General features: G+C 54.4%; 26 protein-coding genes, 1 tRNA gene and 7 pseudogenes. 10 read left to right on the top strand and 24 right to left on the bottom strand.

The annotated features are described in order from the left end of the window. Positions 1-19 precede the first annotated feature (19 nt). Both JCM13583_RS06155 and JCM13583_RS06150 read right to left on the bottom strand, forming a co-directional pair. On the bottom strand, positions 20-601 hold the full coding sequence (locus JCM13583_RS06155) for a rhodanese-like domain-containing protein (RefSeq protein ID WP_075057077.1): 582 nt from the start codon (positions 599-601) through the stop codon (positions 20-22). Between the two features lie 58 nt (positions 602-659). Next, positions 660-1,112: an Lrp/AsnC family transcriptional regulator gene (locus JCM13583_RS06150; RefSeq protein WP_075057076.1), complete on the bottom strand. Its 453-nt coding sequence runs from the start codon at positions 1,110-1,112 to the stop codon at positions 660-662. Positions 1,113-1,286: 174 nt separating this feature from the next. On the opposite strand from JCM13583_RS06150, the pseudogene JCM13583_RS06145 reads away from it, so the two are divergent. From JCM13583_RS06145 to JCM13583_RS12415, 4 genes and pseudogenes are all read left to right on the top strand, one after another. After that, positions 1,287-2,757 (top strand): annotated as a pseudogene (locus JCM13583_RS06145) (APC family permease). 10 nt (positions 2,758-2,767) lie between these two features. Continuing rightward, positions 2,768-4,151 (top strand): annotated as a pseudogene (locus JCM13583_RS06140) (aspartate aminotransferase family protein). A gap of 256 nt (positions 4,152-4,407) precedes the next feature. Further along, a complete protein-coding gene (locus JCM13583_RS06135) occupies positions 4,408-5,070 on the top strand; it encodes an iron-containing alcohol dehydrogenase (RefSeq protein ID WP_075057075.1) in 663 nt (220 codons plus the stop codon). Then, a complete protein-coding gene (locus JCM13583_RS12415; RefSeq protein WP_162509505.1) occupies positions 5,040-5,234 on the top strand; it encodes a hypothetical protein in 195 nt (64 codons plus the stop codon). The genes JCM13583_RS06135 and JCM13583_RS12415 overlap by 31 nt, the downstream gene beginning before the upstream one ends. A gap of 179 nt (positions 5,235-5,413) precedes the next feature. On the opposite strand, the gene JCM13583_RS06125 is transcribed toward JCM13583_RS12415, so the two are convergent. The 6 genes and pseudogenes from JCM13583_RS06125 to JCM13583_RS06100 form a co-directional block, all read right to left on the bottom strand. Further along, on the bottom strand, positions 5,414-6,181 hold the full coding sequence (locus JCM13583_RS06125; protein ID WP_075057073.1) for a hypothetical protein: 768 nt from the start codon (positions 6,179-6,181) through the stop codon (positions 5,414-5,416). Between the two features lies 1 nt (position 6,182). Continuing rightward, positions 6,183-7,019: a hypothetical protein gene (locus JCM13583_RS06120; protein ID WP_171823488.1), complete on the bottom strand. Its 837-nt coding sequence runs from the start codon at positions 7,017-7,019 to the stop codon at positions 6,183-6,185. Then, complete coding sequence (locus JCM13583_RS13975; RefSeq protein WP_075057071.1) at positions 6,994-7,200, bottom strand: hypothetical protein; 207 nt, start codon at positions 7,198-7,200, stop codon at positions 6,994-6,996. The genes JCM13583_RS06120 and JCM13583_RS13975 overlap by 26 nt, the downstream gene beginning before the upstream one ends. Positions 7,201-7,245: 45 nt before the next feature. Next, positions 7,246-8,018, bottom strand: a pseudogene (locus JCM13583_RS06110) (ABC transporter permease). 4 nt (positions 8,019-8,022) lie between these two features. After that, positions 8,023-9,027, bottom strand: a pseudogene (locus JCM13583_RS06105) (ATP-binding cassette domain-containing protein). 163 nt (positions 9,028-9,190) lie between these two features. Next, on the bottom strand, positions 9,191-9,421 hold the full coding sequence (locus JCM13583_RS06100) for a hypothetical protein (RefSeq protein WP_075057070.1): 231 nt from the start codon (positions 9,419-9,421) through the stop codon (positions 9,191-9,193). A gap of 136 nt (positions 9,422-9,557) precedes the next feature. Between JCM13583_RS06100 and JCM13583_RS06095 the strand changes: the two genes are divergently transcribed. From JCM13583_RS06095 to JCM13583_RS06085, 3 genes are all read left to right on the top strand, one after another. Continuing rightward, a complete protein-coding gene (locus JCM13583_RS06095; RefSeq protein ID WP_075057069.1) occupies positions 9,558-10,451 on the top strand; it encodes a mechanosensitive ion channel family protein in 894 nt (297 codons plus the stop codon). Positions 10,452-11,259: 808 nt separating this feature from the next. Then, positions 11,260-11,616 carry a hypothetical protein gene (locus JCM13583_RS06090; protein WP_075057068.1) on the top strand — a complete coding sequence of 119 codons (357 nt, stop codon included), beginning with the start codon at positions 11,260-11,262 and terminating at the stop codon, positions 11,614-11,616. A 47-nt stretch (positions 11,617-11,663) separates the two neighbouring features. After that, positions 11,664-12,263: a hypothetical protein gene (locus JCM13583_RS06085; protein WP_075057067.1), complete on the top strand. Its 600-nt coding sequence runs from the start codon at positions 11,664-11,666 to the stop codon at positions 12,261-12,263. A 670-nt stretch (positions 12,264-12,933) separates the two neighbouring features. On the opposite strand, the gene JCM13583_RS06080 is transcribed toward JCM13583_RS06085, so the two are convergent. From JCM13583_RS06080 to JCM13583_RS13965, 11 genes and pseudogenes are all read right to left on the bottom strand, one after another. Then, positions 12,934-13,254, bottom strand: coding sequence for a hypothetical protein (locus JCM13583_RS06080; protein ID WP_162509502.1), 321 nt, complete (start codon positions 13,252-13,254; stop codon positions 12,934-12,936). Between the two features lie 137 nt (positions 13,255-13,391). Continuing rightward, positions 13,392-13,969, bottom strand: a pseudogene (locus JCM13583_RS06075) (hypothetical protein). A 238-nt stretch (positions 13,970-14,207) separates the two neighbouring features. Beyond that, positions 14,208-14,405 carry a hypothetical protein gene (locus JCM13583_RS06065; RefSeq protein WP_162509501.1) on the bottom strand — a complete coding sequence of 66 codons (198 nt, stop codon included), beginning with the start codon at positions 14,403-14,405 and terminating at the stop codon, positions 14,208-14,210. A 319-nt stretch (positions 14,406-14,724) separates the two neighbouring features. Then, positions 14,725-14,952, bottom strand: coding sequence for a hypothetical protein (locus tag JCM13583_RS06060; RefSeq protein ID WP_075057062.1), 228 nt, complete (start codon positions 14,950-14,952; stop codon positions 14,725-14,727). After that, positions 14,952-15,845, bottom strand: a complete 894-nt coding sequence (locus JCM13583_RS06055; RefSeq protein WP_162509500.1) for a hypothetical protein — start codon at positions 15,843-15,845, stop codon at positions 14,952-14,954. The genes JCM13583_RS06060 and JCM13583_RS06055 overlap by 1 nt, the downstream gene beginning before the upstream one ends. Then, positions 15,832-15,981 (bottom strand): hypothetical protein, encoded by a 150-nt coding sequence (locus JCM13583_RS13970; RefSeq protein WP_171823487.1) that lies wholly within the window; start codon positions 15,979-15,981, stop codon positions 15,832-15,834. Before JCM13583_RS13970 ends, JCM13583_RS06055 begins: the two co-directional genes overlap by 14 nt. Positions 15,982-16,100: 119 nt before the next feature. Continuing rightward, positions 16,101-16,730: a hypothetical protein gene (locus tag JCM13583_RS06050; protein WP_075057060.1), complete on the bottom strand. Its 630-nt coding sequence runs from the start codon at positions 16,728-16,730 to the stop codon at positions 16,101-16,103. Further along, positions 16,706-17,701 carry an Eco57I restriction-modification methylase domain-containing protein gene (locus JCM13583_RS06045; RefSeq protein WP_075057059.1) on the bottom strand — a complete coding sequence of 332 codons (996 nt, stop codon included), beginning with the start codon at positions 17,699-17,701 and terminating at the stop codon, positions 16,706-16,708. Before JCM13583_RS06045 ends, JCM13583_RS06050 begins: the two co-directional genes overlap by 25 nt. Beyond that, on the bottom strand, positions 17,698-18,612 hold the full coding sequence (locus JCM13583_RS06040; protein WP_075057058.1) for a hypothetical protein: 915 nt from the start codon (positions 18,610-18,612) through the stop codon (positions 17,698-17,700). The genes JCM13583_RS06045 and JCM13583_RS06040 overlap by 4 nt, the downstream gene beginning before the upstream one ends. Then, the gene (locus JCM13583_RS06035; protein WP_075057057.1) at positions 18,612-18,977 is read right to left on the bottom strand and encodes a hypothetical protein; all 366 of its coding nucleotides are present in this window, start codon (positions 18,975-18,977) and stop codon (positions 18,612-18,614) included. Before JCM13583_RS06035 ends, JCM13583_RS06040 begins: the two co-directional genes overlap by 1 nt. A gap of 86 nt (positions 18,978-19,063) precedes the next feature. Then, positions 19,064-19,210 carry a hypothetical protein gene (locus tag JCM13583_RS13965; protein ID WP_171823486.1) on the bottom strand — a complete coding sequence of 49 codons (147 nt, stop codon included), beginning with the start codon at positions 19,208-19,210 and terminating at the stop codon, positions 19,064-19,066. Between the two features lie 416 nt (positions 19,211-19,626). Here JCM13583_RS13965 and JCM13583_RS06030 point away from each other — a divergent pair, with 416 nt between their 5' ends. From JCM13583_RS06030 to JCM13583_RS06020, 3 genes are read left to right on the top strand one after another with little or no spacing between them, the layout of a single operon-like run. After that, the gene (locus JCM13583_RS06030; protein WP_075057056.1) at positions 19,627-19,911 is read left to right on the top strand and encodes a hypothetical protein; all 285 of its coding nucleotides are present in this window, start codon (positions 19,627-19,629) and stop codon (positions 19,909-19,911) included. A gap of 5 nt (positions 19,912-19,916) precedes the next feature. Further along, entirely contained in the window at positions 19,917-20,138 is a 222-nt protein-coding gene (locus JCM13583_RS06025; RefSeq protein ID WP_162509499.1) for a hypothetical protein, read from the top strand. A 50-nt stretch (positions 20,139-20,188) separates the two neighbouring features. Next, positions 20,189-20,869 carry a tyrosine-type recombinase/integrase gene (locus JCM13583_RS06020; protein WP_075057054.1) on the top strand — a complete coding sequence of 227 codons (681 nt, stop codon included), beginning with the start codon at positions 20,189-20,191 and terminating at the stop codon, positions 20,867-20,869. Here the strand turns inward: JCM13583_RS06020 and JCM13583_RS06015 are convergent. From JCM13583_RS06015 to JCM13583_RS13960, 5 genes and pseudogenes are all read right to left on the bottom strand, one after another. Further along, positions 20,848-20,923 (bottom strand) — tRNA-Pro (locus JCM13583_RS06015). The two genes, JCM13583_RS06020 and JCM13583_RS06015, sit on opposite strands and share 22 nt — an antisense overlap. A 174-nt stretch (positions 20,924-21,097) precedes the next feature. Then, a pseudogene (glnA, locus tag JCM13583_RS06010) lies at positions 21,098-22,438 on the bottom strand (type I glutamate--ammonia ligase). A gap of 285 nt (positions 22,439-22,723) precedes the next feature. Beyond that, entirely contained in the window at positions 22,724-24,019 is a 1,296-nt protein-coding gene (locus JCM13583_RS06005) for a tetratricopeptide repeat protein (protein WP_075057053.1), read from the bottom strand. Positions 24,020-24,067: 48 nt separating this feature from the next. Then, positions 24,068-24,679, bottom strand: a complete 612-nt coding sequence (locus JCM13583_RS06000) for a hypothetical protein (RefSeq protein ID WP_075057052.1) — start codon at positions 24,677-24,679, stop codon at positions 24,068-24,070. A gap of 29 nt (positions 24,680-24,708) precedes the next feature. Beyond that, positions 24,709-25,053 (bottom strand): annotated as a pseudogene (locus JCM13583_RS13960) (aconitate hydratase); the annotation flags it as partial.

The raw sequence follows: 25,053 nt of genomic DNA, 5'->3' as shown, positions 1-25,053 counted from the left end.
TCGTAAGGCAGGTCCTCGGCTATCCAGCGCTCCATGCCCCCCCGGCTATGGACACAGCCCTGATCCCGTTGTCGGCCAGGAAGAGTGCTGCTGAGAGGCTCCTGTTCCCGTGCTGGCAGACAACAGCGTATTTCTTGTTCCTGTCCAGCCTACCGAGAGCATCAGGCAGGTCGTTCATGGGTATCCTGAGCGCCTTTGGTATCACACCGTAGTTCCACTCGTACGGCTCCCTGACATCTATGACCTCCCACTCGTCCAAGTTCTCCATGATCCTTTCCGGCTCCACTTCCTGGACACCAGACACTGGCAGGCCGCTCCTCTTCCACTCCTCCACTCCCTCAATGACGGCAAGGACCTGGAATCCGTTCTCCTCAAGTTCCTTCCTGACCTTCTCACCCAGGCCCTTTCCTGCAACCACGAGGACATTCTTGGGGTAGTCCCTGAGGTACCTTGAAATGCTCCTTCCCCCCCATGAATAGGGAGAATAGGGTGCACAGAGGGACCCGGGTATGTGCTCGTTCAGGAACTGCTCTGTCTCCCTGGCATCTATGAGGCCGACCTCCCCGCTCTGCAGCTTCTCCCACGCTTCCTTCAGTTCCACGTAACAGTATTCCCATATGCCGTTAAAACTTTATCAGGGTCTCCACAGGCGCACCCGGTCAGAAGATGTCGAGGCTGTGGGTGGACTTGAACTCCTGCAGCACGACCCTTGAGTCGGTCCTCTCGATATCCTCGTTCTCGGAGAGTCTCTCTATCCTCTGCAGGAAGTCCTCCCTGTTCCTGCTCACCGTGGTGAAAATGAAGTCTATGTCTCCAAGGATGAAGTATACGGAAGACACGCCGGGCATATCCCTGAGCCAGTTCCCGATCCTGTTGTTGTAGTCCTTCCCGTACCTCGCCCTCACGAACGTCACGGTCTTGAAGCTGAAGCCAAGCCTCTCGTAGTCTATGACTGCCCTGAAGCCCTTTATGTAGCCCTCCTCCTTGAGCCTCTTGATCCTCTTGCTTATGGCAGAGGCAGAGAAGAGGCCCACCCTCTTCGCTATTTCCGTAAGCGGCAGGTCAGCGTCTTCCTCCAGGACCCTGAGTATCCTGTAGTCGAACACGTCCATGGCTCAACATAGTCACCATGGTTTATAAATTGTGTGACACCACATGCCACCACTACCCTTCTCACGGGAAATTTATTTCCCAAAGAAACGATTCATGGAAATAAAATTCCAGTGGTGGGTACAATAATATAATCATAACAATATTATTATACAGATTGATGTTTGTTCATGTGGATGGAAGGCAATACAGGTGAAACGACCTCCCTGAGGAAGGGCGCCATAGGCACATGGCAGGGCGTATTCCAGAGCTTTTCGTTCGTTGGGCCAGCTGCGGACGTGGCCATACTCCTGATAGGCACCTTTGCCTTTGCAGGCGCCTCCTCAGCCCTCTCTGTCCTCCTCGCCTGGCTCATATACGGCCTCTGGATGATCACACCGTACCAGTTCTCCAAGTTCAAGGCCAACGCGGGCAGCTATTACTCATACGCAGCGGGCTCCACAAAGAAGGGAATGCTTGGGCCCCCCCGGCGCTGGTTTCATGGATGGGTGAAAACCTCACAGGCCAGAGCTTCGGCATACTGGCTTCGCCTCCTTCATATACCTCCTCTCCTCCAGGATATCCTCCATACCTTACATATGGGTGGCGTTTTCAGTTGCCATAACCCTCTACATGTTCATACTGCCGTACCTGGGGGGGATAAGGCCATCTCTTAACTACGTTGCAGTAACCGGGTTCGCGGAGGCCATGTTCCTGCTCCTTGGCTCCATCATCATAATCGTGAGGGTGGGGGGGCACGCGAACACGCTGGTGCCCTTCACCATACCTGCGGGCGCACTCTCCGCAGTCCTCTTCGGCACGGTCTTCTCCATACTCGACTTCACAGGCCTGGGCACAGTAACCACCACGTCTGAGGAGATTAGGGACCCGAAGAAGCGCGTCAGGCGCTCACTCATAATAGCGTGGGCCCTCTCCGGCCTTGCGCTCATACCGGCTGCATATGCACTTACCGTGGGCTGGGGGGGCATCGGGAACATATCCTCATACGCCAGCTCCCCCGACCCCGGCCTGCTGGTGTTCAGGAAGTACCTGGGCGTCGCTGGCTTCATACTCCTAATAATATTCACTGCTAACTCCTACTTCTCCTATGGTGTTGCGAAGACCAACGCCGTGAGCAGGATATGGTTCTCTGCTGCAAGGGACGGTGTGGTGTTTCCAAAGGGCCTCTCAAGGGTGCACAGGAGGTACCGGACGCCTTCAAACGCAATGCTCGTCTGGCTCACCGCATCCTTCGTAATAGACATGATACTGGGCTCGATATTCGGCCCGGAGAACGGTGCTTTGATACTCCTCACCACAGCCGGAATAGCGATCATATTCGTCCACATATACGCCAACACCGGCCTCTCGCTCTATTACCGCTCCCTGAGAAGGGAGGACAGAAGCCTGCTCTACCAGGTCGTGGCCCCCCCAACCGTGTCCTCCGTGCTCGGCATAGTGGTGATATTCTACTCCGTGCAGTCCACTGTTCAGAGCTACACTTCATCGCCCAGCGCAATAAACCTGGCCTACCTGGTTGCAACTGTGGTCGCCCTTGTACTGGGCGCAGTCATTGGCCCCCCCGCGGTTTCACTCTACTACTCAAGGAGCAAGCCGGCCGTGCTGGAGAGGGCCGGGGAGTATGATGCTGAATCTTCCTACACATGAGGTGGTCTGAATGGTTGAATCGATAAGCATGATGGAGGCCCCCCCCAGGATCGTTACGGAGGTCCCGGGGGGGCCGAGGTCCAGGGAGATGCTGGAGAAGCAGGACAAGTACGAGACGGCGTCGAGAACCTACACCAGGTTCTTCAGGATGGCCGTGGACAGGGCCTCCGGGTCCACGGTCATGGATGTGGACGGGAACATCTTCATAGACTGGTTCGCTGGCATCTGCGTCCTCAACCTCGGCCACAACCACCCTGTCGTGAGGGCTGCCATTGAAAGGCAGCTGGACAGGCTGGTGCACATAAACGAGGTCCCCCCCACGGAGGCAAGGGTCAGGTTCATGGAGACCCTACTCTCAACCCTGCCGGGGTCGCTGAGGAACAGGGCCAAGGTGATGTTCACGGTGACAGGCGCGGACGCCTGCGAGGCTGCTGTCAGCCTTGCGAGGCATGTCTCAAAGGGCAGGACGATTGTGGCATTTGGCGGTGCCTACCACGGTGTGGCGGGGGGGCACATCGTCGGCGCAACTGCGAACTGGCACTACAGGGAATATGCAGGCCTCAGCGCGCAGGACATCTACCACCTCCCATACCCTTACACTTATAGATTCCCTGTACGCATGGCAGAGGAAGATGTCTCGAAGGCTGTCGTCGACATGCTCAGATACCTGATAAGGGACCGTACTCAGGGGGGGCAGGGAAGATAGGCGGGGGGGTGCTCGTGGAGCCGTGCAGGGGGGGGAGGGTGGTTACATAGTGCCACCGAAGGACTTCCTGCCCATGCTCAGGGAGGTAACAGAGGAGGAAGGGATACCGCTCATCGTCGACGAGGTGCAGAGCGGCGTCGGAAGGACAGGGAAAATATGGGCCTCGGAGCACAGCTCGGTCACACCGGACATAATGTGCATCTCGAAGAGCATAGGCGGAGGCATCCCCCACGTCCATGATAGCCTACCGCCCGGAGTATGACGAGGGCCTGCCTCCGGGGGGGTTCCACCTGGGCACATACAGGGGGGGAAACCCGCTGGCCCTGGCCGCTGGCGAGGCAATACTCAGCTACCTGAAGTCCTCGGACCTGCTCCCGAGGGTCCAGAGGGATGGTAGGAAGATCCTGGAGATGTTCCAGGAGGCCACGGAGCGGAATCCGAAGCTCGGGGAAGTCAGGGGCCTGGGCTTCATGATTGGCGTTGAGTTCGCGGGCAAGGACAAGAGGCCAGAGGGCGAGTACGTGGAGAGACTGAAGCACGCACTCTTCCAGAACGGCTTATGATGCACTCCTGTGGCCACTACGGGAACGTGATGCGCTTCATGGCGCCACTCACCATCGAGGACGAGCTTGTGGAGAAGGGTATGGAGGTATTCGAGAGGGAGAGCAGGAAACTGGCTGGTAAGTGATGCAGGGCCTCATATCCTTCAGGACAAGTGTCCTAGCAGGCATCGGCACAGTAGCGGAGACCGGGAAGAGGCTGTCTGAGATGGGCTGCAGGTCCTGCGCCATCGTCTCCGGCGAAAGGACGATGGGTATCGCAGGCTCCAAGGTGGCGCAGTCACTGGAAAGGGAAGGAGTAGCAACAGAGGTGATCTCAGGGGGGGACATAAGGGCCACGCTGGGGGGGAAGCCAGGGAGCTTGAGGCCAGGGTCAGGAGCCTCATGCCTGACACCCTGGTGGCCGTTGGCGGCGGCAGGATATGTGACCTGGGCAAGTGGGTTGCCCACAGGCTGGGCACAAGGCTGGTGGCCGTGCCAACCACACTGTCCAGCGATGCCTTCTCCACAGGTTACTCCGTGCTCTGGGACGGCGAGAGGAACACGCCGGTGAGGACAAAGCCGCCAGACGTGATAGTGGGCGATTACGACATCCTTATCCATGAGCCGAAGAGGTTCGTCCTTGCCGGCCTCGGTGACATGATGTCCAAGGTGACCGCGCTCTTTGACTGGCGCCTGGCATTCTGGCTCGCGGGAGAAAGGTACAGCGATTACGGGGGGGCGAACATAGCCAGGTCGACGGTTGACCTCCTCACCAGGAGGCTTGAGAACATCGCAAAGATGAACTACAACGGGATTGAGACACTCTTCCTCTCCGAGGTCACCGACGGATACCTGATGGAGATATCTGGCACAACAAGGGTGGCAGCAGGGAGCGAGCACCTCTTCGCCTTTGCGCTTGAGAACATGGGTGCGGAGGGAATGCACGGGGGGGAGTTCTGCGCTCTCGGCACCGTCCTCATGTCTTACCTGCAGGACCAGGAAGGGATGTGCGTTCCCTCTTCGAGAGGGCTGGCATGCAGGTCACCGCAGAGGCCCTGGGCATAAAGAAGGAGCAGGTGGTTGGTGCGCTGACAAGGGCCCACAGGATGCGCCCATGGTACACAATAATGGGCCGGGACGGCCTGTCCGAGGGGGGGCAGCAGAGAGGCTGGCGAGGTACACGAGGGTTATATAGGCACGCAGTCTGCTGCCACGTCCGCCATCGCTGATACCTACATGATGAACTGGCTGCCCTGCAGGGCCGGGATGGTCTACGGTACTGGCATGGCGGCGATCCATAAGTCACCGGAGCACGGTGAGAAGCACCGCTCAGCGCCTTGGACCCATGAGGCCCTTCAGGCCATCCTGCACGGGAGACCTCAGGAAAACGGGGTTGTCGCTGTGGCTCTCAACCCAGCGGCCACCTGAGAGCTCCCTCCCCCCCCGTGCCCACCTCGATCCATGTCCCATCGCAGGTAAACATCCCTGGAGGCCTTCCCCCCCCTCCATTATGGGCGCATGCAGGAGGTGGGCCCCAAGGATCGCCTCGTCCTCGACCAGGTAGCACTCCCTGTCCCCCGGGTACTCGAGGAAGAGGGGGGGCCGGAGCATCGGGAGGCCAGTGGACACACTCTCCTCCATGACGCCCCCTCATGTATTCGAAAGCCTTGTACCTGGTCTCTATTGCAAGCCTCACCCTCTCCCTGTACGGTTCTGGCAGGTTGAAAGGCTCGTGGTCCCTCGAGTCCCTTACCTTGTGTATCCTCATGAAAGGGAAGAACGTAGCTGCCTGGTAGTACCTGACCAGGAGCTCCGCGGAGGTGTCGCCCATGAACCCACCTATGTCACAGCCGGAGTACGGTATCCCGGAGAGGCCAAGGCTCAGCACCAGGCGGAACTGAAGACGGAGGTCATCCCAGGAGGCCTCGTTGTCACCCGTCCATACGGCTGCGAACCTCTGGATCCCTGAGAACCCGGAGCGGGTCAGTATGAATGGCTCATCGCTCACCTTTCTGAGGCCCTCGTAGGTGGCCATGGCCTGGTAGTAAGCATAGTAATTGTGCACGTACCTGTGCTGAACGCGTTCCCCCCCTCCGTACCTGTGGAAGGACTCGCTCATCTCCCTCTCCTTCTCCTCCCTCCTCTCCGGCTCAATGTGCACTGCTGGCTCGTTCATGTCAAGCCATATGCCCCCCCGTAACCGGAGGAGGCGAACTCGGACACGAGATGGGACCATATCCCCCCCTGGCCTCACTGTCAAGGAAGTCGGGGGAACGCGCAGGTGCCGGGCCACACCTTCCCCCCCGTGAATATGTCCCCCCCGTTCTTCGCCTCCATGTAGTGCCCCCCCAGTAGGCCCTGAAGACCCTGAAGTTCTGGTCCACCTTAACGCCTGGGTCTATTATCGGCACAACCCTCACGCCCCCCCTCTCCCTGAGGGCATTCACCATGCCTGGCATGTCCGGGAACCTGGTCTGATCGACGGTGAATACCCTGTAGCCTTCCATGTAGTCAATGTCCAGGTACACCGCCGAGACTGGCATGCCCGCCTCCGCGTACCTGTCGATCACCCTCATCACGCTCCTGTCCGGATAATATGACCACCTCGACACCTGGTGGCCCAGGGCCCAGGAGGGCAGCCTGAACGGCTTTCCAGTCACGGTGGTGTAGTCCTCGATCAGGGTCTTTGGATCCCTCTCTGAGAAAGTGTATATGTCGAAGTGCCCCTCATCCACATATATGGTGGCCATGTTGTAGACGGAACGCCCCAGGTCGAAGGTCATCCTGGAGCCAGAGTTGACAAAGAGCCCCTTCCATTGGCGTTCCCCACCTTCCACCGCGTGCATGCCGATGAAAGGCACCGCGGTGTACTGGATCCTCCCGCTCCTGTTGTAGCCCCCCCAGGAATCGTATGTCCAGACGGTGTGTGCGCTCCTGAGCCTGTTGAGGTGCCCAAAGGACTCGCCGAGCCCGAATATCCAGTCTATGTCATCCATCGGGAACGAGATCTGCACTCCACCTTCCCCCCCTGCGGGCACGACACTGAGGCCCCCTGATCGGCTTATCCTCCTCAAGGGAAGAGTAGGGCAGGCCATCGCCGTACTGGAGGTACCTTGAGCCCTGGCCCACCCTGAACTTCCTCACATCGCCCTTGTACGAAACAGGCCGGCCTGAGCGGGAGACGCCCTTCTGCATGGCGGCAGTTAGGGATCATCCGGTTAAATGCTTTTGCACATGCACTCACTCCACCTTGAGCCACTTTCTGGCCGCCAGTGAACCCAGGCTCAGTGTCAGGGCAGCGAATATGGCCAGGTACGCCAGGTACATCAGGTTCGGGTCGGTCCCGGTCGTGACTATGCTGCGGCCAAGGGAGGCGGAGAAGGTCACCGGGTTCACCATAGAGATGTCCCTCATCCATACAGGGAAGCCCGTGGATGGAAATAGCGCCGTGCTCGAGAACATGAGTGGCATGGTGATGAAGTTCGAGATAACCCGGGTGTCTGCCAGTCTGTGCTGGACACGGTCATGCCAAGGAAGAGGCCGGAAAACCCCAGGCCCAGGAGGAAGAGTGCCAGGATCCACTCAACCCACCCTGCAGGCGGTATGTGGAACCTCACACCGAAGGCTATGGATGCAGCCACCATTACAGGTATCTGCACCAGGCCCCTCATTGTGGCACCGAAGACCTTGGAGAGGAACACGGTCGACTTTGTTGTGGGCGTTATCAGGATCCTCTTCATGTAACCGAAGCGCTTGTCCTGCACTGAGCTCATGGATGCGAACATGCCTATGCTGAGCATGGAAGTGGACAGCACGCCAGGCAGCAGGAACTCTATGTATGACGTGGTGTGGAAGTACTCCTCCAGGAACTGGGATGGCGCAAGTGCCAGGCTGCTGCCGAAGAAGGCAAGCCAGATGAACGGCTGCGCTATTGTGGTAGCTATCACCAGCGGGTTCCTGTAGATCCTCTTCACCTCCCTCACGAAGAGGCCCTGGAACTGGCTGAAGCTCAAGCCATCACCTCCTTGCCCTCCTTATGTTTGCATAGAACTTCCTGATGTCCACACTCTCCTCTTCCTCAATGGTCTTGCCCGTTATCTTCAGGAAGGCGCTCTCCAGGCTCGGCTCGTGTATTGAGATCCTCCTTATGTTTGAGGCGCCTATGCTCTCTATCACCGCCGGCAGTATGTCAGATGAGCTTGGCACCGAGATCAGGATCTTGCTGCCCTCCCTCCTCACCTCCCTTATGCCCTCCAGGCCATCCAGGCCGTCCAGGGTGGCCTGGTTCCTCATCTCCACCTCGATCACCTCGCCCTCGACTGTTGCCTTCAGCTCAGCCGGCGTCCCAACGGCAGCGATCTTCCCGTGGTTGATGATTGCAATCCTGTCGCAGAGCTGGTCAGCCTCCTCTATGTAGTGTGTTGTGAGCAGTACGGTCACGCCGTACTCCCTGTTCGTGTTCCTGATGAAGTCCCATAGCATCCTCCTCGTGCCGGGGGTCAAGGCCTATGGTGGGCTCGTCCATGAAGATCACCGCTGGCCTGTGCAGCAGCGCAAGCGCTATTTCGAGCTTCTTTCTCATGCCCGTGGAAAAGCCCTTCACCTTACTGTCCGCCCTGTCCCTGAGGCCGAAGAAGGTGAGCAGTTCCTCAGCGTACCCCCCCTCCAGTCACTCATGTTCTGCAGCTTCGCCTGGAGCCACAGGTTCTCCATGGCCGTGAGGTCGTCGTCCAGTATCACCTCCGCCGCCACCCAGCCCACCCGTCTCTTCACCTCGTAAGGCTGCCTGGTCACACTGTAACCGGCAACAAAGGCCTCTCCAGACGTCGGCGGCACAAGGGCTGTCAGTATCTTGATCAGCGTCGTCTTGCCGGCGCCGTTTGGTCCCAGGAGGCCGAATATCTCACCTGACCTGATCTCAAGGCTGACGCTGTCAAGAGCGCGAACATCCCCGTAGCTCTTGGAGACGGACCTGACAGATATGGTGCTTGTGCCCTCCTCAGGCTGGTTGACCGTGATCATTTGGATCGAAAACAGATATCTATTTTCGATATAAATACTTGATTGGAAACCGGGCACCGAAGGCCCTGGAAGAAGACTACGGGAGACCCAGGTTACCTGTAAAAAGTTTAATCCCTAAACTCTAATAAAAAAACAGGGTGGAAGTATCAGGAAGAGGCCTGTGTTATATCTCCTGGAGGTCTGACAGTAGGGCCTTCTTGAGGGCCTCTATGGGCACAGTCTGTCCCTTCTGGCTCACCTTTGGCGCACTCTGCTTCACCCAGCCGTACCTGGCCAGTTCCACCTCGAACTCTGCAGCGTGAGACCTCTTGAGGTGTGAGACCCTCTCCCTCTTCTTGACCGACATCCCGCAGTACTTGCACCTGTAGATCCCGGCGTTGTGGCGGCCTCCCACGTAAAATATAGTCCATCTCAAATGATATCTGACCATGTCAGACAAAATGAACAACAATGAATATATTAATTTTTCAAAGCACTTTTCACGACAATGTGAAGTTAAGTATTTAAGTGGTGAGACGTTGAGGAAATGAATGCCAAGCCTAGCAAGAGAGGTATCAAAGATCATTGTTTACGCAGTTATAGCAGTTGCACTCGTTTACGTGATTGACTTTGTACTTGCAGAGCTCTCCGCAGAGATACCGGTGATACACACCTACCATGTGTACATAAGGGACGCCACAGTAATCGCGATAGCGCTGATCGTGGCATACCTCGTGTCGTCAGTAATCAACAAGGGCATATCCAGCTACACCTCCAAGCGGAACGTGAGGAGGAGCCTGAGGGGGGGCATACACATCTTCATCAGGACCATAATATTTGTGATCGCACTCATATGGGCACTATCAGCTATAGGCGTTAACATCTCGGCTGCAATACTCGGTGGCTCCATCGGCGGTATAGTGGTGGGCTTTGCACTCCAGACCGTGCTTGAGAACCTCCTCTCTGGGGGGGTCATGGCCTCCTCGTCTGGCGTGATAGTCCCTGGTCAGTACATGATACTCTACTCCTGGCTCTTCGAGGGGCCCATAGTGGGGGGGCAGGTACTTGAGGTCAGGACGCTCTGGAGCACACTTAAAACCATCTACGGGAACATAATAAGCGTGCCGAACAGTGCCCTGATCGGCAGCGCCACCTTCACTGACATAAATGTGGGTGGGGAGTTCATATACCAGCTGCAGGTGACAGTGAACGGGGACGTGAACAGCGAGACGGTACTGGAGAAGGTGAACCAGGAACTATCGGCGAGGAAGATAAACTCACTCAGCTCGCTCCAGATATACTTCTCATCAAAGAACGGCGGAAACAACACGTTCACCGTGGAGCTCCACATGACAGACTTCTCCAGCCTGCCGGGCGTTATAAGCGAGATAAACAGGGTTTTTGAGAGGGCCTACTGGGAAGTGAAGGCACCGCCGAAGCAGTAAGTCATTCGGGGGGGCAGGTGAAGTTCCGGCCAGGGTATCTGGCTTGGGCCTTAGGTTCACAGTCCGCCACTGGCGGGACTCGAAAGTGGTGCATGCTATGGATCCCCGCGAATGCCCCCTAAAGGACGGCTATGTCCCTCAGGCTCCAGTGATGCAGATCACGCTACACCGTTCTGCGTGGTGCCCATTGATAGCGGGATGGCAATACATTTAAGGAATCGAATGTGTCAATGCCAGATATCCGGATCCGTGTCGGAATGGGCCTCTCACTTGATGTGAACAAGTCCCATCATCCAGGCACCTGCCAGTTACAATGGCCCCCCCTCTCGCCCTTGTGCCGGAAGAATGGGGGCTGCCCGGATTCCATATGATTTGACTGAATCTTTGCGGGGGGTTTTTGCATGAGTCCCGGACCTAGCGAACGAAAAATACCTAAGGGGTTCTTCAGAAGCTGCAAGAGGTACCAAATTCCAGAGAGAGTAGCCAGGGAGATCGCAGAGGCATTTATGGCAGAGCGGGACCGTTACCCCCCAGAACATACGGCGAAGTGCTGGAGGTGGTGGAGTGATGGAAGATTTCCATATAGAGTCCATCAGGATTATTCATGAAATGTTCCACGAATCAAGTGTGCTTGGTGAACGGCCATTACATACCATTTTGGAATTTCGCTATATAGTGAAATTATTTTGGGGGGGTCGCTTAAAAACATCGTATTATTCTTTTCTAATTTAATTAAATATTTACCATATTTAATTCGCTCTCAGAAAAACCTCCCCCTCCATGTATCAGGAAGGAGGGGGGGAGGGACATGAAGGGATCCGGAAGGGTGGGAAGGCCCAGGGCAGGTGAGAAAGGCGTCCCGAGGTCCGTGATAAGCGACCGAGAGATAGAGCAGTTCCTGAAAGAACACCCTGAAATAAATGCTAGTGAGATATTCAGGACAGGGGGGGTTCGCGCAATAATGCCCTCACTGGGCCTCGATAGCAGGATAGAAAAGGTGCAGAAGGAGATTGACGACCTGAGAGCAGACCTGGCATCGAAGGAAGCTGTCCTAAACCAGCTCCTGAGGGAAAAGGAACAGAGAGAGGCAATGGCCTTCGAGCAGAGGCTGGAGCTGACTGCCACGCGTTCTACCTTCATTCTCTCATCAAAGAAGGCCGGATAAAGACGATACTACCATTGAAACCTACCAGGGAGGGAATATTAGACCTCATGGTAAGGAACTATGGGAAGGACTCCGTGATCGTAAGCGGGGGGGACTCCATACGGCTTAATCCGCTTGGGGGGGAGCACGTGAGGTCTCACGTCATAGACGTAAGGGTGTTCCTTCGATCCCGCGGTATAGACGTGGACAGGGCATACAATATCGTGATCCGGGAGGACCACTTCAGTGAGCAGCTGGAGCTTTCGTCCCATGATGAGTTCTCCAGGGCATTCAAGGTGACCATAGGTGAATGGGAGCGGTTCAAGGCCGATTTCCTCGCCGGGCTGCTCCGGGATGCTCCCATGGAGGTTCTCAAGGACTACAAGCCGCAACTGTGGGCATCCATCAAGGAATCCGTCAAGGAGAAGCTTCGGGAGTTGTATGCGGGAGAACTAGGAGATCTCGCTGTTGGCATCGCTGGAAGTTCCCAGTTCGTTGGAGCAACAACCTATCCGGGATACAATTTCAGCTCCATCCAGGGAATAGTTGATTTTCTAGGCAACCTGGAGAATACCCAGTACGGGAGAGCTGTATATCTGATTGCGGGCATGCTGGCTATAGTGTTTTACATATCGGGTATCAGCAGAAGGAAGGCCAGGAGGAAATGAGCAGGAAGGAAAGAGAAAGAACAGAGCGGAGGATAGAGGACAGCAAAAGGGAGAGAATTCTGGCAGCGATCAGAATGGAATATGGGAGAAAATACAAGCTCACCCCCCCGGGAGCCATGTGATTTTATTTTTAAATGAAGGCATTATAAAAATGATGGTGGACGCCTACTCACCTGTCTGTCACTAAAATTTGAATTTTAGTTTCATCACTAAATACGATACTTTAATAACAAATGTGCATTTGTTTTCTGATACAAAAATGACACTCGCCTTCGGGTATGTCAGGGCATCGACCCTTGAGGGGGTCAGGCAGGGATCCAACGAGAGGCAGAAGGAGATCTATTATGCCTGTAACGGTGAGACTGGACGGGAGGGCAACTGCCATTGGTATAAAAGATGCAAGCAACGTCGACCAGGACACCTCTCCATCATTACTCGCTGAACACTCTATTGAGTTGTTCACGTATCTACCAAGAGCAAATGCGATATATACCTTTCGACACAGAGACCGGGATATCAAAGGATGTTGTTCCAATCTCCACATCTGTATAAGATGTGAGCGGGAGGGCCGATAAGAACTATGTAAAAAGTCAAAGTGGTGGTCCTCTTTTGTTCTTAGAGAAGTTAGGGGTGCGGGGAGACCCCCCCGATGCTTTAGCAGAGGAGTAGCTCACCGCTTTTCCAGCCAGCACCAGCATACCCTTTTCAAGTCCACGTCCGGCTCCTCCTCCCTCTCCCCCCCTTCTTCCGAACCATCAACCAGTATTTCCCTCGCCTTCTCCAGAAGATTTCCCTCCCTTAGCGCATTATAAAGCGTATCCACAACGCTCTTCTTGGACCTCATCCTGTTGAACCTTCCTGAGAGTTCTATCCCCCCCTCATCACCGGCCCTCCTCAGTGCATCCAAGACCTCACTTTCCCTCTTCGTCAATTTTCTGACAGTTCCGACAGTTAGTTTCTGTCTATGGCTCCTTCTTATTTCCTCAGCCACCTCACGCTTCATCCCAACAAACCATTTCATTAGTTTGGAATAATCTATGGTTTCCCCCCCTTGGTGTCGTGCTCCCCCTGATAACAGTGTGTCTATAATCTCGTTGGGGGTTTTCTACGGTCTCATTTTCCCCCCCGTCAAAGAACTTCAGCCTCCAGTAAAAGTCGTCCCCCCCGTTCCTGAAGAGTATGAATATTCCGTTCCGGCTGTGCCTCTTGTACGCCCCCTATGCCGTAAGGGATCTTCTTGAGCCAGTCCTCTCCTCTCTCCTTTATTATCTTTGCAAGCTGGTCCATGGGATCCCTGGTGAACTGCTCCATCCTCTCCCTGAGCTCCTCAAGAACCCTACGGTCTCCTGCCGCTATCTTCTCAACATCGGCGAAGTTCTTAGGCGAGATCTCCTCCCCCCCCAATACGGATGCGTCCAGGCCCACGGTGCGCTTTATTTCCCCCCCTATTTTGTAATGCAGCTTCTCCATGACCTTGAGGAAGTAAGCAAGGCTCCTGGGGGGGTCATCCCGGTCTCCGTTGGCGGGCAGCATGTTGATGATGTAGATCGCACGGTGAGGGGGGGAGCCTATCCTGTCTATCCTGCCTGCTCTCTGTATCAAAACCACGGGGGGTTCCAAGGGAAGTCGTAGTTCACAAGGTACTGGGCGTTCTGCAGGTTCTGGCTCTCGCTGAGCACGTCCGTGGTTATCAGGTATCCCCCCATTCTTCATGAACTCCTTTATCACATCCTTGCGGTTTCTGGTTTCTCGCCCGTTGGGGGGGCCGATGCTTATGGAACCCGTAGTGAGCATGACTCTCTTGAACACCCTGGAGGTCTCCCTGTAGAGGTACGTTGCTGTGTCTGCAAACTCCGTGAATATGATCACCCCCGTTGTTTCCGCTGAGGTCTATCTGCTTCAGCCTGTTAATCAGGCCAGAAAGCTTTGCATCCTTTACCTGTATCAGCCCTTTATCTGCCCTATGGTCTCGAGGTCTCTGTCGCACCCTTCCCTGAATTTCTTCACTTCATCCTGTGACAGCCTGCACTTCTGGGCGATGGAAGAGTACTTCCCCGAGAATACCTCCTCGGGCACTGGGAACACCCATTCCCCGTCATCGCCCTCCGAATTCGTGATGTCCCCCTTCATCCTTGGCGGCACGAAGTACCCATGCTGGGCAGCGTAGTCCCTGGCGGCCTGATGTAGTTCTCCAGGTTTCCAATGGTTTTCCTGAAGGCTTCCATGCTGCTCTCCAGCCTCTTGAAGAAGTTTATTATCACGACGGTCTTGACCAGCTCCAGCAGCTTCGCCTTCTTCTCCTCGGCAACGTAGTCTTTTATCTTCGTGCGTCGGGGGGGAGAGTGAGGTCTGAGGCAAGCTTCTCTATGGCGAATCCGTAGTAGATAAAAGAAAGCGAGTTAAGCAGGTTGGAAAGCCTCTCCAAGTCCACGGCACATCGTACCTGTCCCCCCCTGGATCATCATCCAGCTTCCTCTCGGGGGAAATTAATCTTCCCGCCGCTCATGTAGCCCGCCAGGTCCCTCGAAACCCTCACAACGAACCTCCTGAGTATGTTGTCCATGTCCACTTCAATCCCTTGGAGCCACTTCTTCTGCTGCTCCGTGAAATAGCCCCCCCTCAGGGTCACGTTCATGTCGGAGATTGCATCCTCTGGCAGGAAAAGGGAGAACAGGCTGTAGAGGTCCATTAGGCTGTTGTTAACGGGGGGGTGGCAGTGAGGAGAACCACTTCCCTCTTACCAGATGCCATGAATTCCTGAAGCGCTTTGTACCGGTTGGATGAAGGCGTCCTGAAGTCGTGCGCTTCATCTATTATTATAAAGTCCCTGTCCTGATAATCCCTCAGGGCCGTATCGGGGGGGTTGCTGGAAATGAGTTCGGTGTTTATGCTGTCCATGTGGAAGTGGGTCTTGTTCATCTCATCGTGCCAGGTGGTGTCCAGGGCGGTCTTGGGGGGGCTATGAGAAGCGGGCTCTTCCCGTACTTCACCGCATCCATGGCAAGGCTTATGGCCACCCTCGTTTTCCCCCAGGCCCGTTGAATCCGCTATCACCACTCCCCCGTAGTCCTGGAGGATGCTCCTTGCCCTTGTGTATGAAAGAACCTGGTGCGGATAGAGGGATTTCAGGTAGTCCTCCCTGCCCATCTGGCTGAGCTGGGGGGGTGAGTACACCTCGTACAGTGCCTTGGCTACCACCTCGTAGGGGGGGCTGTGGGTCGTGACGTAGTTCTTCAGCAGTTCCAGAAACTTATCCTTGAAGTTCCGTGAATTCCCGTCGTTCCATTGCTCCATGAACCATTCTGACAGTTCCTCCACCACCTCCCTGTCAGTGGTCAGCATGTTCAGTTCCTTGTTACCTGCGAGCCCTCCGCCGGTGAAGTTGCTCGAACCAACGGACGCGAACCCGCTTCTTATGTCAGAAAAGGAGGGTGATGCACCCAGGTACGCCTTCCCGTGGAAGAACCTCCCGTTGACTATCTTCACCTCCACCTTATTGCCGGAGAAGTAGTCCACCGCCTCCTTCAGCAATTGAAAGTATCCTATGTCGTCCTCGTTCTGCATGAGTTCAGAGCTCAGCATCCCCCGACTGCTCCCTCTCCAGTTCCTCCTCGTACTTCTCCAAATTGCTTACCATCTCCTCCTCGAACTTCAGCCCCCCCTCTGTTGGCTCCCTTCCCAGGAGAAGCTTCAGGGGGTTTCCCCCCCTTAAGGGCATCCTTTACCTGTCTATAGCCCTCGAGGTTGAAGTACGCGGACGCTACCGCCACTTCCCTGGCATCCCTTATCTCTGCTGACAGGAGATGACCGAACTTCTCCTTCTGGTTATCTATTATCTTAGTCATCTTCCTCGCTCTCCTCTTCGCTTTCCTCCTCTTTACCTTCGTTTGCTTCCTCCCTCTTCAGGGGCCTGTCCGCTTTAACAAGGCGGTCATCAACCAGCTCCACGAATTCCTTGTAGAGTTGATCAACTGGAAAGTCATCTATGGACAACATATGTAATATTGCGAGGTCTATCCTTCTTCTGTCTTCCAACGTCACTTCCTCGAAATATCTTCCAACGTTTCTGGACAGAGGCACATGAAACGACGTCAAATCCATATTTTCTAAATTAGGTACAGATATCTGTTCATAATCGGCTACCATTATTTCACCAACACCTCCACCTCCACCCAATCTTCGCAAAAACAATTCCATGGTCACGTAAAACAATGTGGAATTAAGGTAAAGTTCAATGTTTTTAACCTTTGACTGTAAGGTATAAAGGGTATGATCGCATATAACCGGCTCATCTGAGAATGGAACAAAGAACCGGTCCATCACATACATCGGTAATATTATATTAGATGGTTTCAGGTCGTTTAGCTGATACCATTTCTTTCTGCCAGAAATAGATGGAACGTTATTGTACCCAATAACGGGCTTATCTTTCCCTCTAATTATTACAGGTTGATTCTCCCCCCCCATTTTATGTATTTAGAAGTGAAGGTGCCCGGGTCATCTGTGTAAAGACATAATTTAGATAAACCGGTTATATGGAAGCTGTTGAGTTCTTTTGTGCTCCTTATTAAGGGCTTTACGTCCTTTGCATCTATCACGAATCTCTCTCCACCTTCATTCTCAATATAAATCAGCCCCCCCTGCTCCCTCAGCTCCTTCTCGTTTCTGGCCTTCACGCCCCCCCACTCCTCGAACTTCTTCGGGTTTGCAAGGTAATCCGCCTCGTATAAGTGCGACACGTCCTTCATGTAGAAGAAGTCGTTGGCGCCCGTTGTGAAACCACGTTTTATCTCTGCGAAGTCCCCGAGCTTGTGCGTGAGCTTTGGATATATCTTCTCCATGAACATCTTCGGTGCCCTCAGGTAGAACCACTTCCCCCCCGGCTTCAGGTCGCTCCTCTTCATGGAAACTGCATTCCGCACAACGTTCCCAGAATAGCTTTCAAGGTAGATGAACTCCACAGGTTCCTCCAGCATCTCGTTTGTGAAGACAGATACCACCGTATTCACGTCAGCGCCGAACGACCTCTCCCTCTGCCCGTAGACTGCTATGAGCCGTTTACTGAGATATTTCTGCAGCGACTCCCCCCCGTACCCCCCCGTTTCGAGCCACTTGTCGGATGAGATCACGGAAACAACTCCCCCCCTCGGTGCCAGCAGGTCCACGGCACGCACGAAGAAATAGGCATACACATCCGACTTTCTGTCAAGGTTGTACGTCTTAGCATATTGCTCCTTCCTGTCTTTTGGTATGGATTCCTGCCTCACATAGGGAGGGTTCATTATGACTATATTCGCCTTCCTCCCAATCAGGTAAACCTCCAGGGACGATGCGGTGGGCCCGAATACTTGCTTCCCAAGCTCAAAGAACTTCTGTTTTAGTTCCATCTTTTCTGCTGGCGTGTGTGCGCCGGTGTATCTGTCCTTTACACTTCTCATCTTATCCAGGAGGTCAAAGTTCTCAAGCGTTTCAGTACCTTCATCAGGGAGTCCTGGACCACCATAATGTTCAGGTCAAGGTTGGGGGGGAGAGGAACGGGTTTCTCCTTGTTTATCACGTACGACAGCCAGACCCTGAGCCTCGCTATCTCCACCGCCTCGGTCTCAATGTCGAACCCGTAGAGATTGGCCATTATCTTGTATTTCAGTTCATCTGGCTGCGAAGGCTGGAGCCCAACGGCAGCCTCAGCTTCCTGTATTATCCTCACGGCCTCGTCCATGTAGTAGACTATGAACCCTCCCGACCCAACTGCCGGGTCCACTACGACGGCGTCTAGGATCGCATCCTTGAACTGGGTCATCTCCATCATGTTTCCGGTTTCCTTCAATCTCCCGATATACGCATCGATCCCGTCCATGAACTTCCCGTCCTGTACCTTGTCCCCCGTCTCAAATCCCCCGACCTTGAGCTTGAGGTAGTTTGCCAGGGCCCTCCTGATTATGAACCTTATTTCCGAGGGTGGAGTGTAGAAGGTCCCCCCCTTGCTCCCCCCCCTCTCGTTCTCTGGAAGCATATTCTCGAAAACGGTACCAAGCAGGTACGGGTCTATACCCACCTCCCGTTCCAGCGGAGTGAATTCGTCAACGGTGAAGTTATACCTATTGAAGAATTCCCTTGCTTCCCTGAAGAACTCTGTGATCTCCGCTTCCATCTTCTTCTCGAGTTCGCCAACGTACTCTTCTTTATCGAAGAGTGAGCCGTTCAGGAATGGGAGGTTCATGGTGTTCCTGGGGGGGTTGTTTAAACCTTCATAGAACACCCTGTTCAGTCCCTTGTAGTCTTCTATCCCACTGATGAAATCCCTGTCACCGGCGAGCCATCCCTTCTTCTGCAGGAAGTACAAGAACATCAACCTCCCAAGGAACCTCTGTGCGTACTCGTTGGCCCTCCTCTCCCCCCCAGGAGCCCCCCCTTTAGCATCCCGGAAAGTTTGAGGAACTTTGACCTGTACTCCTGGAAAAATTCATACCTAACCTTCCCGTATGGGAGAAACTCCTCGTTGTATTCCCTGTACAGCTCAGCCTTGGTGCTCAGGTATCTCATTGAGCTGAGCGCCTCCATATCTGTGTGGTAGAGCCTGTGTGACAGGTACAGCATCTTCACCAGACTTTCTGACCCCCCCTCACCCTCCGGTGCAATGGCCAGGTAGGAGTCCTTGCCGTCAGTGTGTACCATGATGGGCCTCCGCCCTGTCCCAACCCATTTCCTTGCCATCTGGACGCACCTGCCTGCTCAGGCCGGAACTGACTTTCACTACCACTATCTCCAGCAGCCCGTTCTCGAAGAGTGACCATATCCCTTCAACAGAAAGCCCCCCGTGGAATGAACCCTCGCTCTTTTATACTCTCCACGTCATATTCCCGAGGATTTATCCCGTAACCCAACTCCCTGAATTTCTCCTTCCAGAATGCAAGGTCAAATTTCATTCCCCCCCTGGAATCCTGCATGAAAGTTAAACGTGCGAGGGAGATAAAAGCATTTGCCCAGGCCGTAGGCGTTCACGGCCGCCTCCATCCCGGAGAAACCAACAACCTCGCTGATTGAAAGTCGTGAGCGATCTAGGCGGCAGTCGGACTTAAGTCGTATGAATTGAAGTAGAAGACGCACGGTCCGTGCTTTTCGCTTATGAGGGTTAGAAAAGAGGTTTCGTGGTTCACCGGAAGCGCGACGCTGGCAGCCGAAAGCAGTTGGAGTCCTGGGTGCGGAAGTTCAAGGTGTGAGCTCTCCTACATCCCTTTCCAGGGCTTTCATGGGGGGGGAAGCTTGGGGGGGGAGGTGTTCTTTCGCCTAGGGGGGGTAGCAGGGGGGGTCCATGTTGGGTTAGTCTCACGCATACGTTATCAAGGCAGAAGGTCCGCAATACATGACCTACGACCAGGTGAAATATGAGGAGGAGAAGTCCAACACCTCGGCGGCGCAGAAAAGGATAGATATGCTGTATCCCCATGTTCTTCACTACCAGAGAATTCGCACATGGCAGGTCTGGAAGTCCTGGGTGTCATCCCCCAGGAGGCACAAGGAGTACGATTTCAGGGTATGGGAAAGGACAGGATCCACGTGGATAGAGATCACAGAAGAGATGAAGGGTGAACTGAACGAATTTCCCCCAGGAGAAGAACAGTCTGCGGGAGGCCGGAATGGAGGTTGAGTGATATGGACAAACAAATGAACGGGGGGGACCTAGAGAGCAAGCTGCAGGAATACAGGCTGTGGGCCCTGACCATGGGGGGGAGGTATTCTCCATCGACAGTCCAGAGAGCCATGAGAAGGATCCGGGAACTCTCCAGGGTACTGGATATATTCAACCCCTCCCAGGCCAAAATAATGGACTTTTTTGCCAAAGAAATTGAAAAGGGCGTCAAGCCCATACACTGAACAACCAGAGGAAGGACCTTGCTTCCTGGTTCAGGTTCCTAGGTATAAAGATGGATCTTCCGAAGTTCAAGGAGCCTCCTCTTCCTGATCCCTGGATACCAGCGGATGAGGAGGTCAAAAGGATAATCTCCGCCGCCGGAAATTCAGGGGACATGGGCAGTTCGTCGAGAAACAAGGTGATAGTTGAGCTGCTGTTCTTCGGAGGTATAAGGATAGGGGAGCTGATCTCGATCAACCTGGAGGACATAAGGAGCACAGGGATAAGAATCAGGAGCGAGAAGGGTGAGGCCGAGAGGATAATAGGGCTTCCTACGGAAGTGATGAACGAGATAAGGGAGTACATAGAGTACTACAGGTACAACAGTGACCCGGCAGCACTGTTCACCACAAGGAGGGGGGGGAGGATGAGCTACCACTATGTCAGAAACATACTGGGGCGAATCGGTGCAAGGGCAGGCGTTCCGAGGTTCCATGCTCACGCAGCAAGACACCGGTGCGCCACAGCGCTCCTGAGAGGGATTTTCGGCCAGAAACCCCTGGACATACGCATGGTGCAAATCCATCTCGGACACAGGTCACTTCGAACCACGGAGAGGTACACGCACATAACGCAGGAGGAGGTTGCGGAGCAGGTCAGGGAGAGGCTGACGCAGTTTTTTCAGTTCGATGAAAAGGTGATACAGATGCATGAATCCTTGCATGCACCACATGGGGGGGCTGCCCGGATTTGAACCGGGGTCTCAGGCTCCCAAAGCCCGTAGGATACCAAGCTACCCCACAGCCCCCCCTCCAACAGGTTCGGTTAACGCATATTACGATATAATCCCTGCGGCACAACGGCATCATCAATAATTCACAAAAATCCCTGCACACTGTGTGCTCGCAGCAATAACGACCGCCTTAGGGGGGGCTCTGTAGCATGGAAAAATGGTATGTGGCAGGGTATTTCCCAGCCAGAACTAGAGTCTCGGCAGGTACCTCTCCAGCTCCCACTGTGTCACGTGCGAGCGGAAAGCGTCCCACTCCCTGGTCTTAACCTCTATGAAGTTCTCGAACACGTGCTGGCCCAGTATTTCCCTCATTAGCTTGCTGTTCTTCAGGTGGTGCAGAGCCTCGCCAAGGCTCTCCGGCATGGCTGGATGCCAAGCTGCTGGCGCTCCTCAGGGGGGGTCATGTGGAATATGTCCCTCTCCACGGGTTCCGGAGGCTCAAGTTTCCTCTGTATCCCATCGAGGCCCATGCCGAGTATCACAGCGAACTGAAGGTACGGGTTGCCTGCTGGGTCAGGGCACCTGAGCTCCATCCTCTTCTTCATGCCTGTGCCCGCCGGTATCCTCACGAGTGCGGTCCTGTTCTTGTTGGCCCATGATATGTAAACCGGGGCCTCAAAGCCTGGTATGAGCCTCTTGTACGAGTTGACCCAGGAGGCCAGCACAGCTGCTCCCTGGTTTATGTTGGCCAGTATGCCGGCAAGGTAGTGCATGCCCATCTCGCTTATCCCGTACTTGGCCCTCTCGTCCCAGAACATGTTCTGCTTCTCGTCCTCTGTCATGATACTCTGGTGCACGTGCATGCCCGAACCGTTCACCCCGTTGATGGGCTTCGGCATGAAGGTTGCGTAGAGGCCGTGGGCCCTGGCGGTGTTCTTGATTATGCTCTTCAGCATTGCAACCCTGTCTGCCATGACGACGGCCTCAGCGTACTTCAGGTCTATCTCGTGCTGCCCGTAGGCCACCTCGTGGTGTGCAGCCTCTGGCTGGTAGCCAAGCTTGTAGAGGCTGTCCAGTATCTCCTGCCTTATCTCGTTGGCCGCATCCAGCGGGGTGTTGTCGAAGTACCCCCCCCGTAGTCGCTGGGCTTGTTCGTTGGGCTCCCATTCTCATCCAGCTTGAAGATGAAGAACTCAAACTCTGGCCCCCCCACAAAGAAGTCCAGCTTGTCCTTCTTCAGCCTCTGCACGGTCTTCTGGAGCACGTACCTCGGATCCCCCCCTTCAAACCTCTTCCCCCCTCGGGCGTGTAGACGTCGCATATGAACCGTGCCACCTTTCCACCTGAATCTGGGAGGATCGTGTAGGTGGAGTAGTCAGGTATGGCCCTCATGTCGCTCTCTTCAATCTGGGCGTATCCCGCAACTGAACTGCCATCAAAGACCACACCTTCAGAGACAGTGGCCTCGAACCTGTTCTTGGGCACCGTTACAGTCTTTATCACGCCCAATATGTCCGTGAACTGAAACTGCAAAAACTCGATGCCGTCCTTCCTTATCCTCTCCAGTATGCTGCTGGGATCCTGCTGCATGACACCGTATGCAGGTTCCTATTTAAGTAGATTATCTTTAAATTTTTAACAAAACGTCGTAATTATTGCTCTGGTTTGCTAGATTTTGTTAGTTGCCAGGCTTAAAAACATTTTGCCGTGGGCTCGCACGAAAAATTTCGCACGTGCATACTGTATGTGCTGTAAAAATGGATCTACATCTTATCAAGAATTTCGACCTGGGCCGGATTATAAGGACCTGCTGAATGGGAAACTAGGAGGTGTCTTTGATGCCTGCAATCGGTGGTGGCTTCAGCAATGACTGAACTATCTGCTAAGTTCTGGAAACTGCTCGGTTAGATTCCTTATGAACTTCGACTGCAGTTCCAGAATCGTATTATCTTTATAATTGTAGATTGAGAGTGCCCTAGTTATATATGCGTAGGCGTCTCTTAGTATTGCTCCCATTCTTCTCTTTTCACATAGCCTCTCCAGAGATGATATATGTTCTTTCGCTAGGTCAAGGCGGTCTACTGATATCATGTACAGGGCGGACAGCTCCTCGTAGATAGCCATACCCTCAAAGTTAAGGTTCTTCCTGTAATACTCTCCTATCTCCCTGATCAGGTCCAGTGCCTTGCCCGGTTCGCCAGTGAATATGTATGAATGGGCCAGGTTAACTTTTGATAGGATTTCCCACCTAATATTCCCTATGTCCCTTGATATCCTTATTGCCTCAAGGCAAATACTCCTAGCTATCTCATAATCCCCCCCCACGGATATCCTCACAGAGGCCTCGTTTATGATTGCCTGCAACCTCCTCTCCTCATTTCCTGTTTCTAGGAAATATTCCTCTGCCCTATTGTTGTACTCATAGAACTTATCAATTTTTCCTATGTAAGAATATAGATAAGCTATATTAAGATCAGCTGTGTGTGCACCTTCGGAGTCTCCTGCTCTTTCGAACTCGTCCCTGGCCCTCCTGAAGTATTCCAGCGCCGATGAGAAATCCTCCTGTGTGCTCCTGCATATTGCGATGCCCTGTAGTGCCCTGGCCATCAGGTCATGGTTTTCACTGCCCTCCGATATTTCTAGGGCCTTCCTGAAGTGTATCTCGGCAAAGCTGCACTCTGACCTGTACAGGTTGCAGTTGCCGTAAAGTATGTGGGCCTGGGCGATCCGCCTCCTGTCAGAACGCTGCTCGAGGGGGGGCTTCATTATGGCTCCTATTATCTCCATGGCCCTGTTGTAGTTTCCGGATTTCACGTGGTAATTCGCAAGGTCCAGGTGCAGCTGGTAATACTCATCGTCATCCTCACCGAAGGTAAGGAGGGAGGTTATGATCCTGTAGATCTCCCCCCCCTTCTCTTTGAGGAAGTCATCCGTCAGGCCCCCCCTCTGGAATATGCGCAGGCCGGCATCTGTTGGCCTCACATGCACAATCTCGTCCATGCCGGCGCTCACCTCGATCCACCCCCCCAGGTCCGCAAGCATCTGGAGTATCCTCAGGGCCTCCCTCTGGCCGAACGAATTGAAGCCCTGCCTCTCCAGGGCATCACCCTTAGCTTCCGGAAGAATCAGTCTTGCGATCCTGATTATGCCATCCGGTGCCGATATGTACATGTGTAGATAGGAAAAAATTGGGTCTTTCTATTAAGGTTTCCACGGTGCTCAGGATTTCGCTTCAGTGAGTATCTTTCTCATGACGAACTGCAGTATGCCTCCGTGCCTGTAGTACTCAACCTCTATGGGCGTGTCCAGCCTGACAGTGAGCACGACCTCGCCCGGCTTCCCTTCGGTGGTCGTGAAGCGCATCCTGGCCCTTCCGCCCGGCTTCAGGGCGCCCCTCAGGTCTATGGTGAACGGCTTCGATGTATCTGCCTTTATGCTGTTTATGTCCTGCCCGTCCGGGAACTGGAGAGGCAGGATGCCCATGCCGATGAGGTTGCTCCTGTGTATTCTCTCGAAGCTCCTGGCAACAACGGCCTTCACACCTATCAGCATGGGCCCCCCCTTTGCTGCCCAGTCCCTGGAGCTTCCGGAACCGTACTCCTTACCTGCGAACACAACCAGGGGGACACCTTCCTTCATGTACTTGACAGCAGCATCGTATACGAACATCACCTCACCGGCAGGCAGGTACTTCGTGTACGGGCCCTCTCTGCCGGCCAGTGCGTTCTTTATCCTGTTGTTGCCGAAGGTGCCCCCCCTCATCATGACCTCATGGTTCCCCCTCCTGGCACCGTAGGAGTTGAAGTCCTCTGGCCTCACGCCGTGCTCCATCAGGTACTTCCCTGCAGGGCTATCCCTGGCTATGGAGCCGCCGGGGGGGATATGTGGTCCGTGGTCACTGAATCGCCCAGGACGAGGAGGGGGGGCCTCGCATCCCTGAGCTCCTCCGGCTCCTCGGGCACATCAACACTGAAGCCGTCAAAGAATGGTGGCCTCCTGATGTATGTGCTCTTCTCGTCCCAGGCGTAGAGCAGCCCGGACGGTGCATCCAGGGAGTTCCACCTCTCGTTGAAGGCGTTCACGTCCCTGTACTTCTCTATGAACATTTCCCTCTTAATCGTGTTAGCAATGACACCGTTCACCTCTTCATCGCTGGGCCATATGTCCTTAAGGTACACGTCCCTGCCATCACTGCCCTTTCCGAT

The sequence above is a fragment of the Thermogymnomonas acidicola JCM 13583 genome, from assembly GCF_001316105.1.
GTDB lineage: Archaea > Thermoplasmatota > Thermoplasmata > Thermoplasmatales > Thermoplasmataceae > Thermogymnomonas > Thermogymnomonas acidicola.
This window is presented reverse-complemented; position numbering and strand designations above follow the sequence as displayed.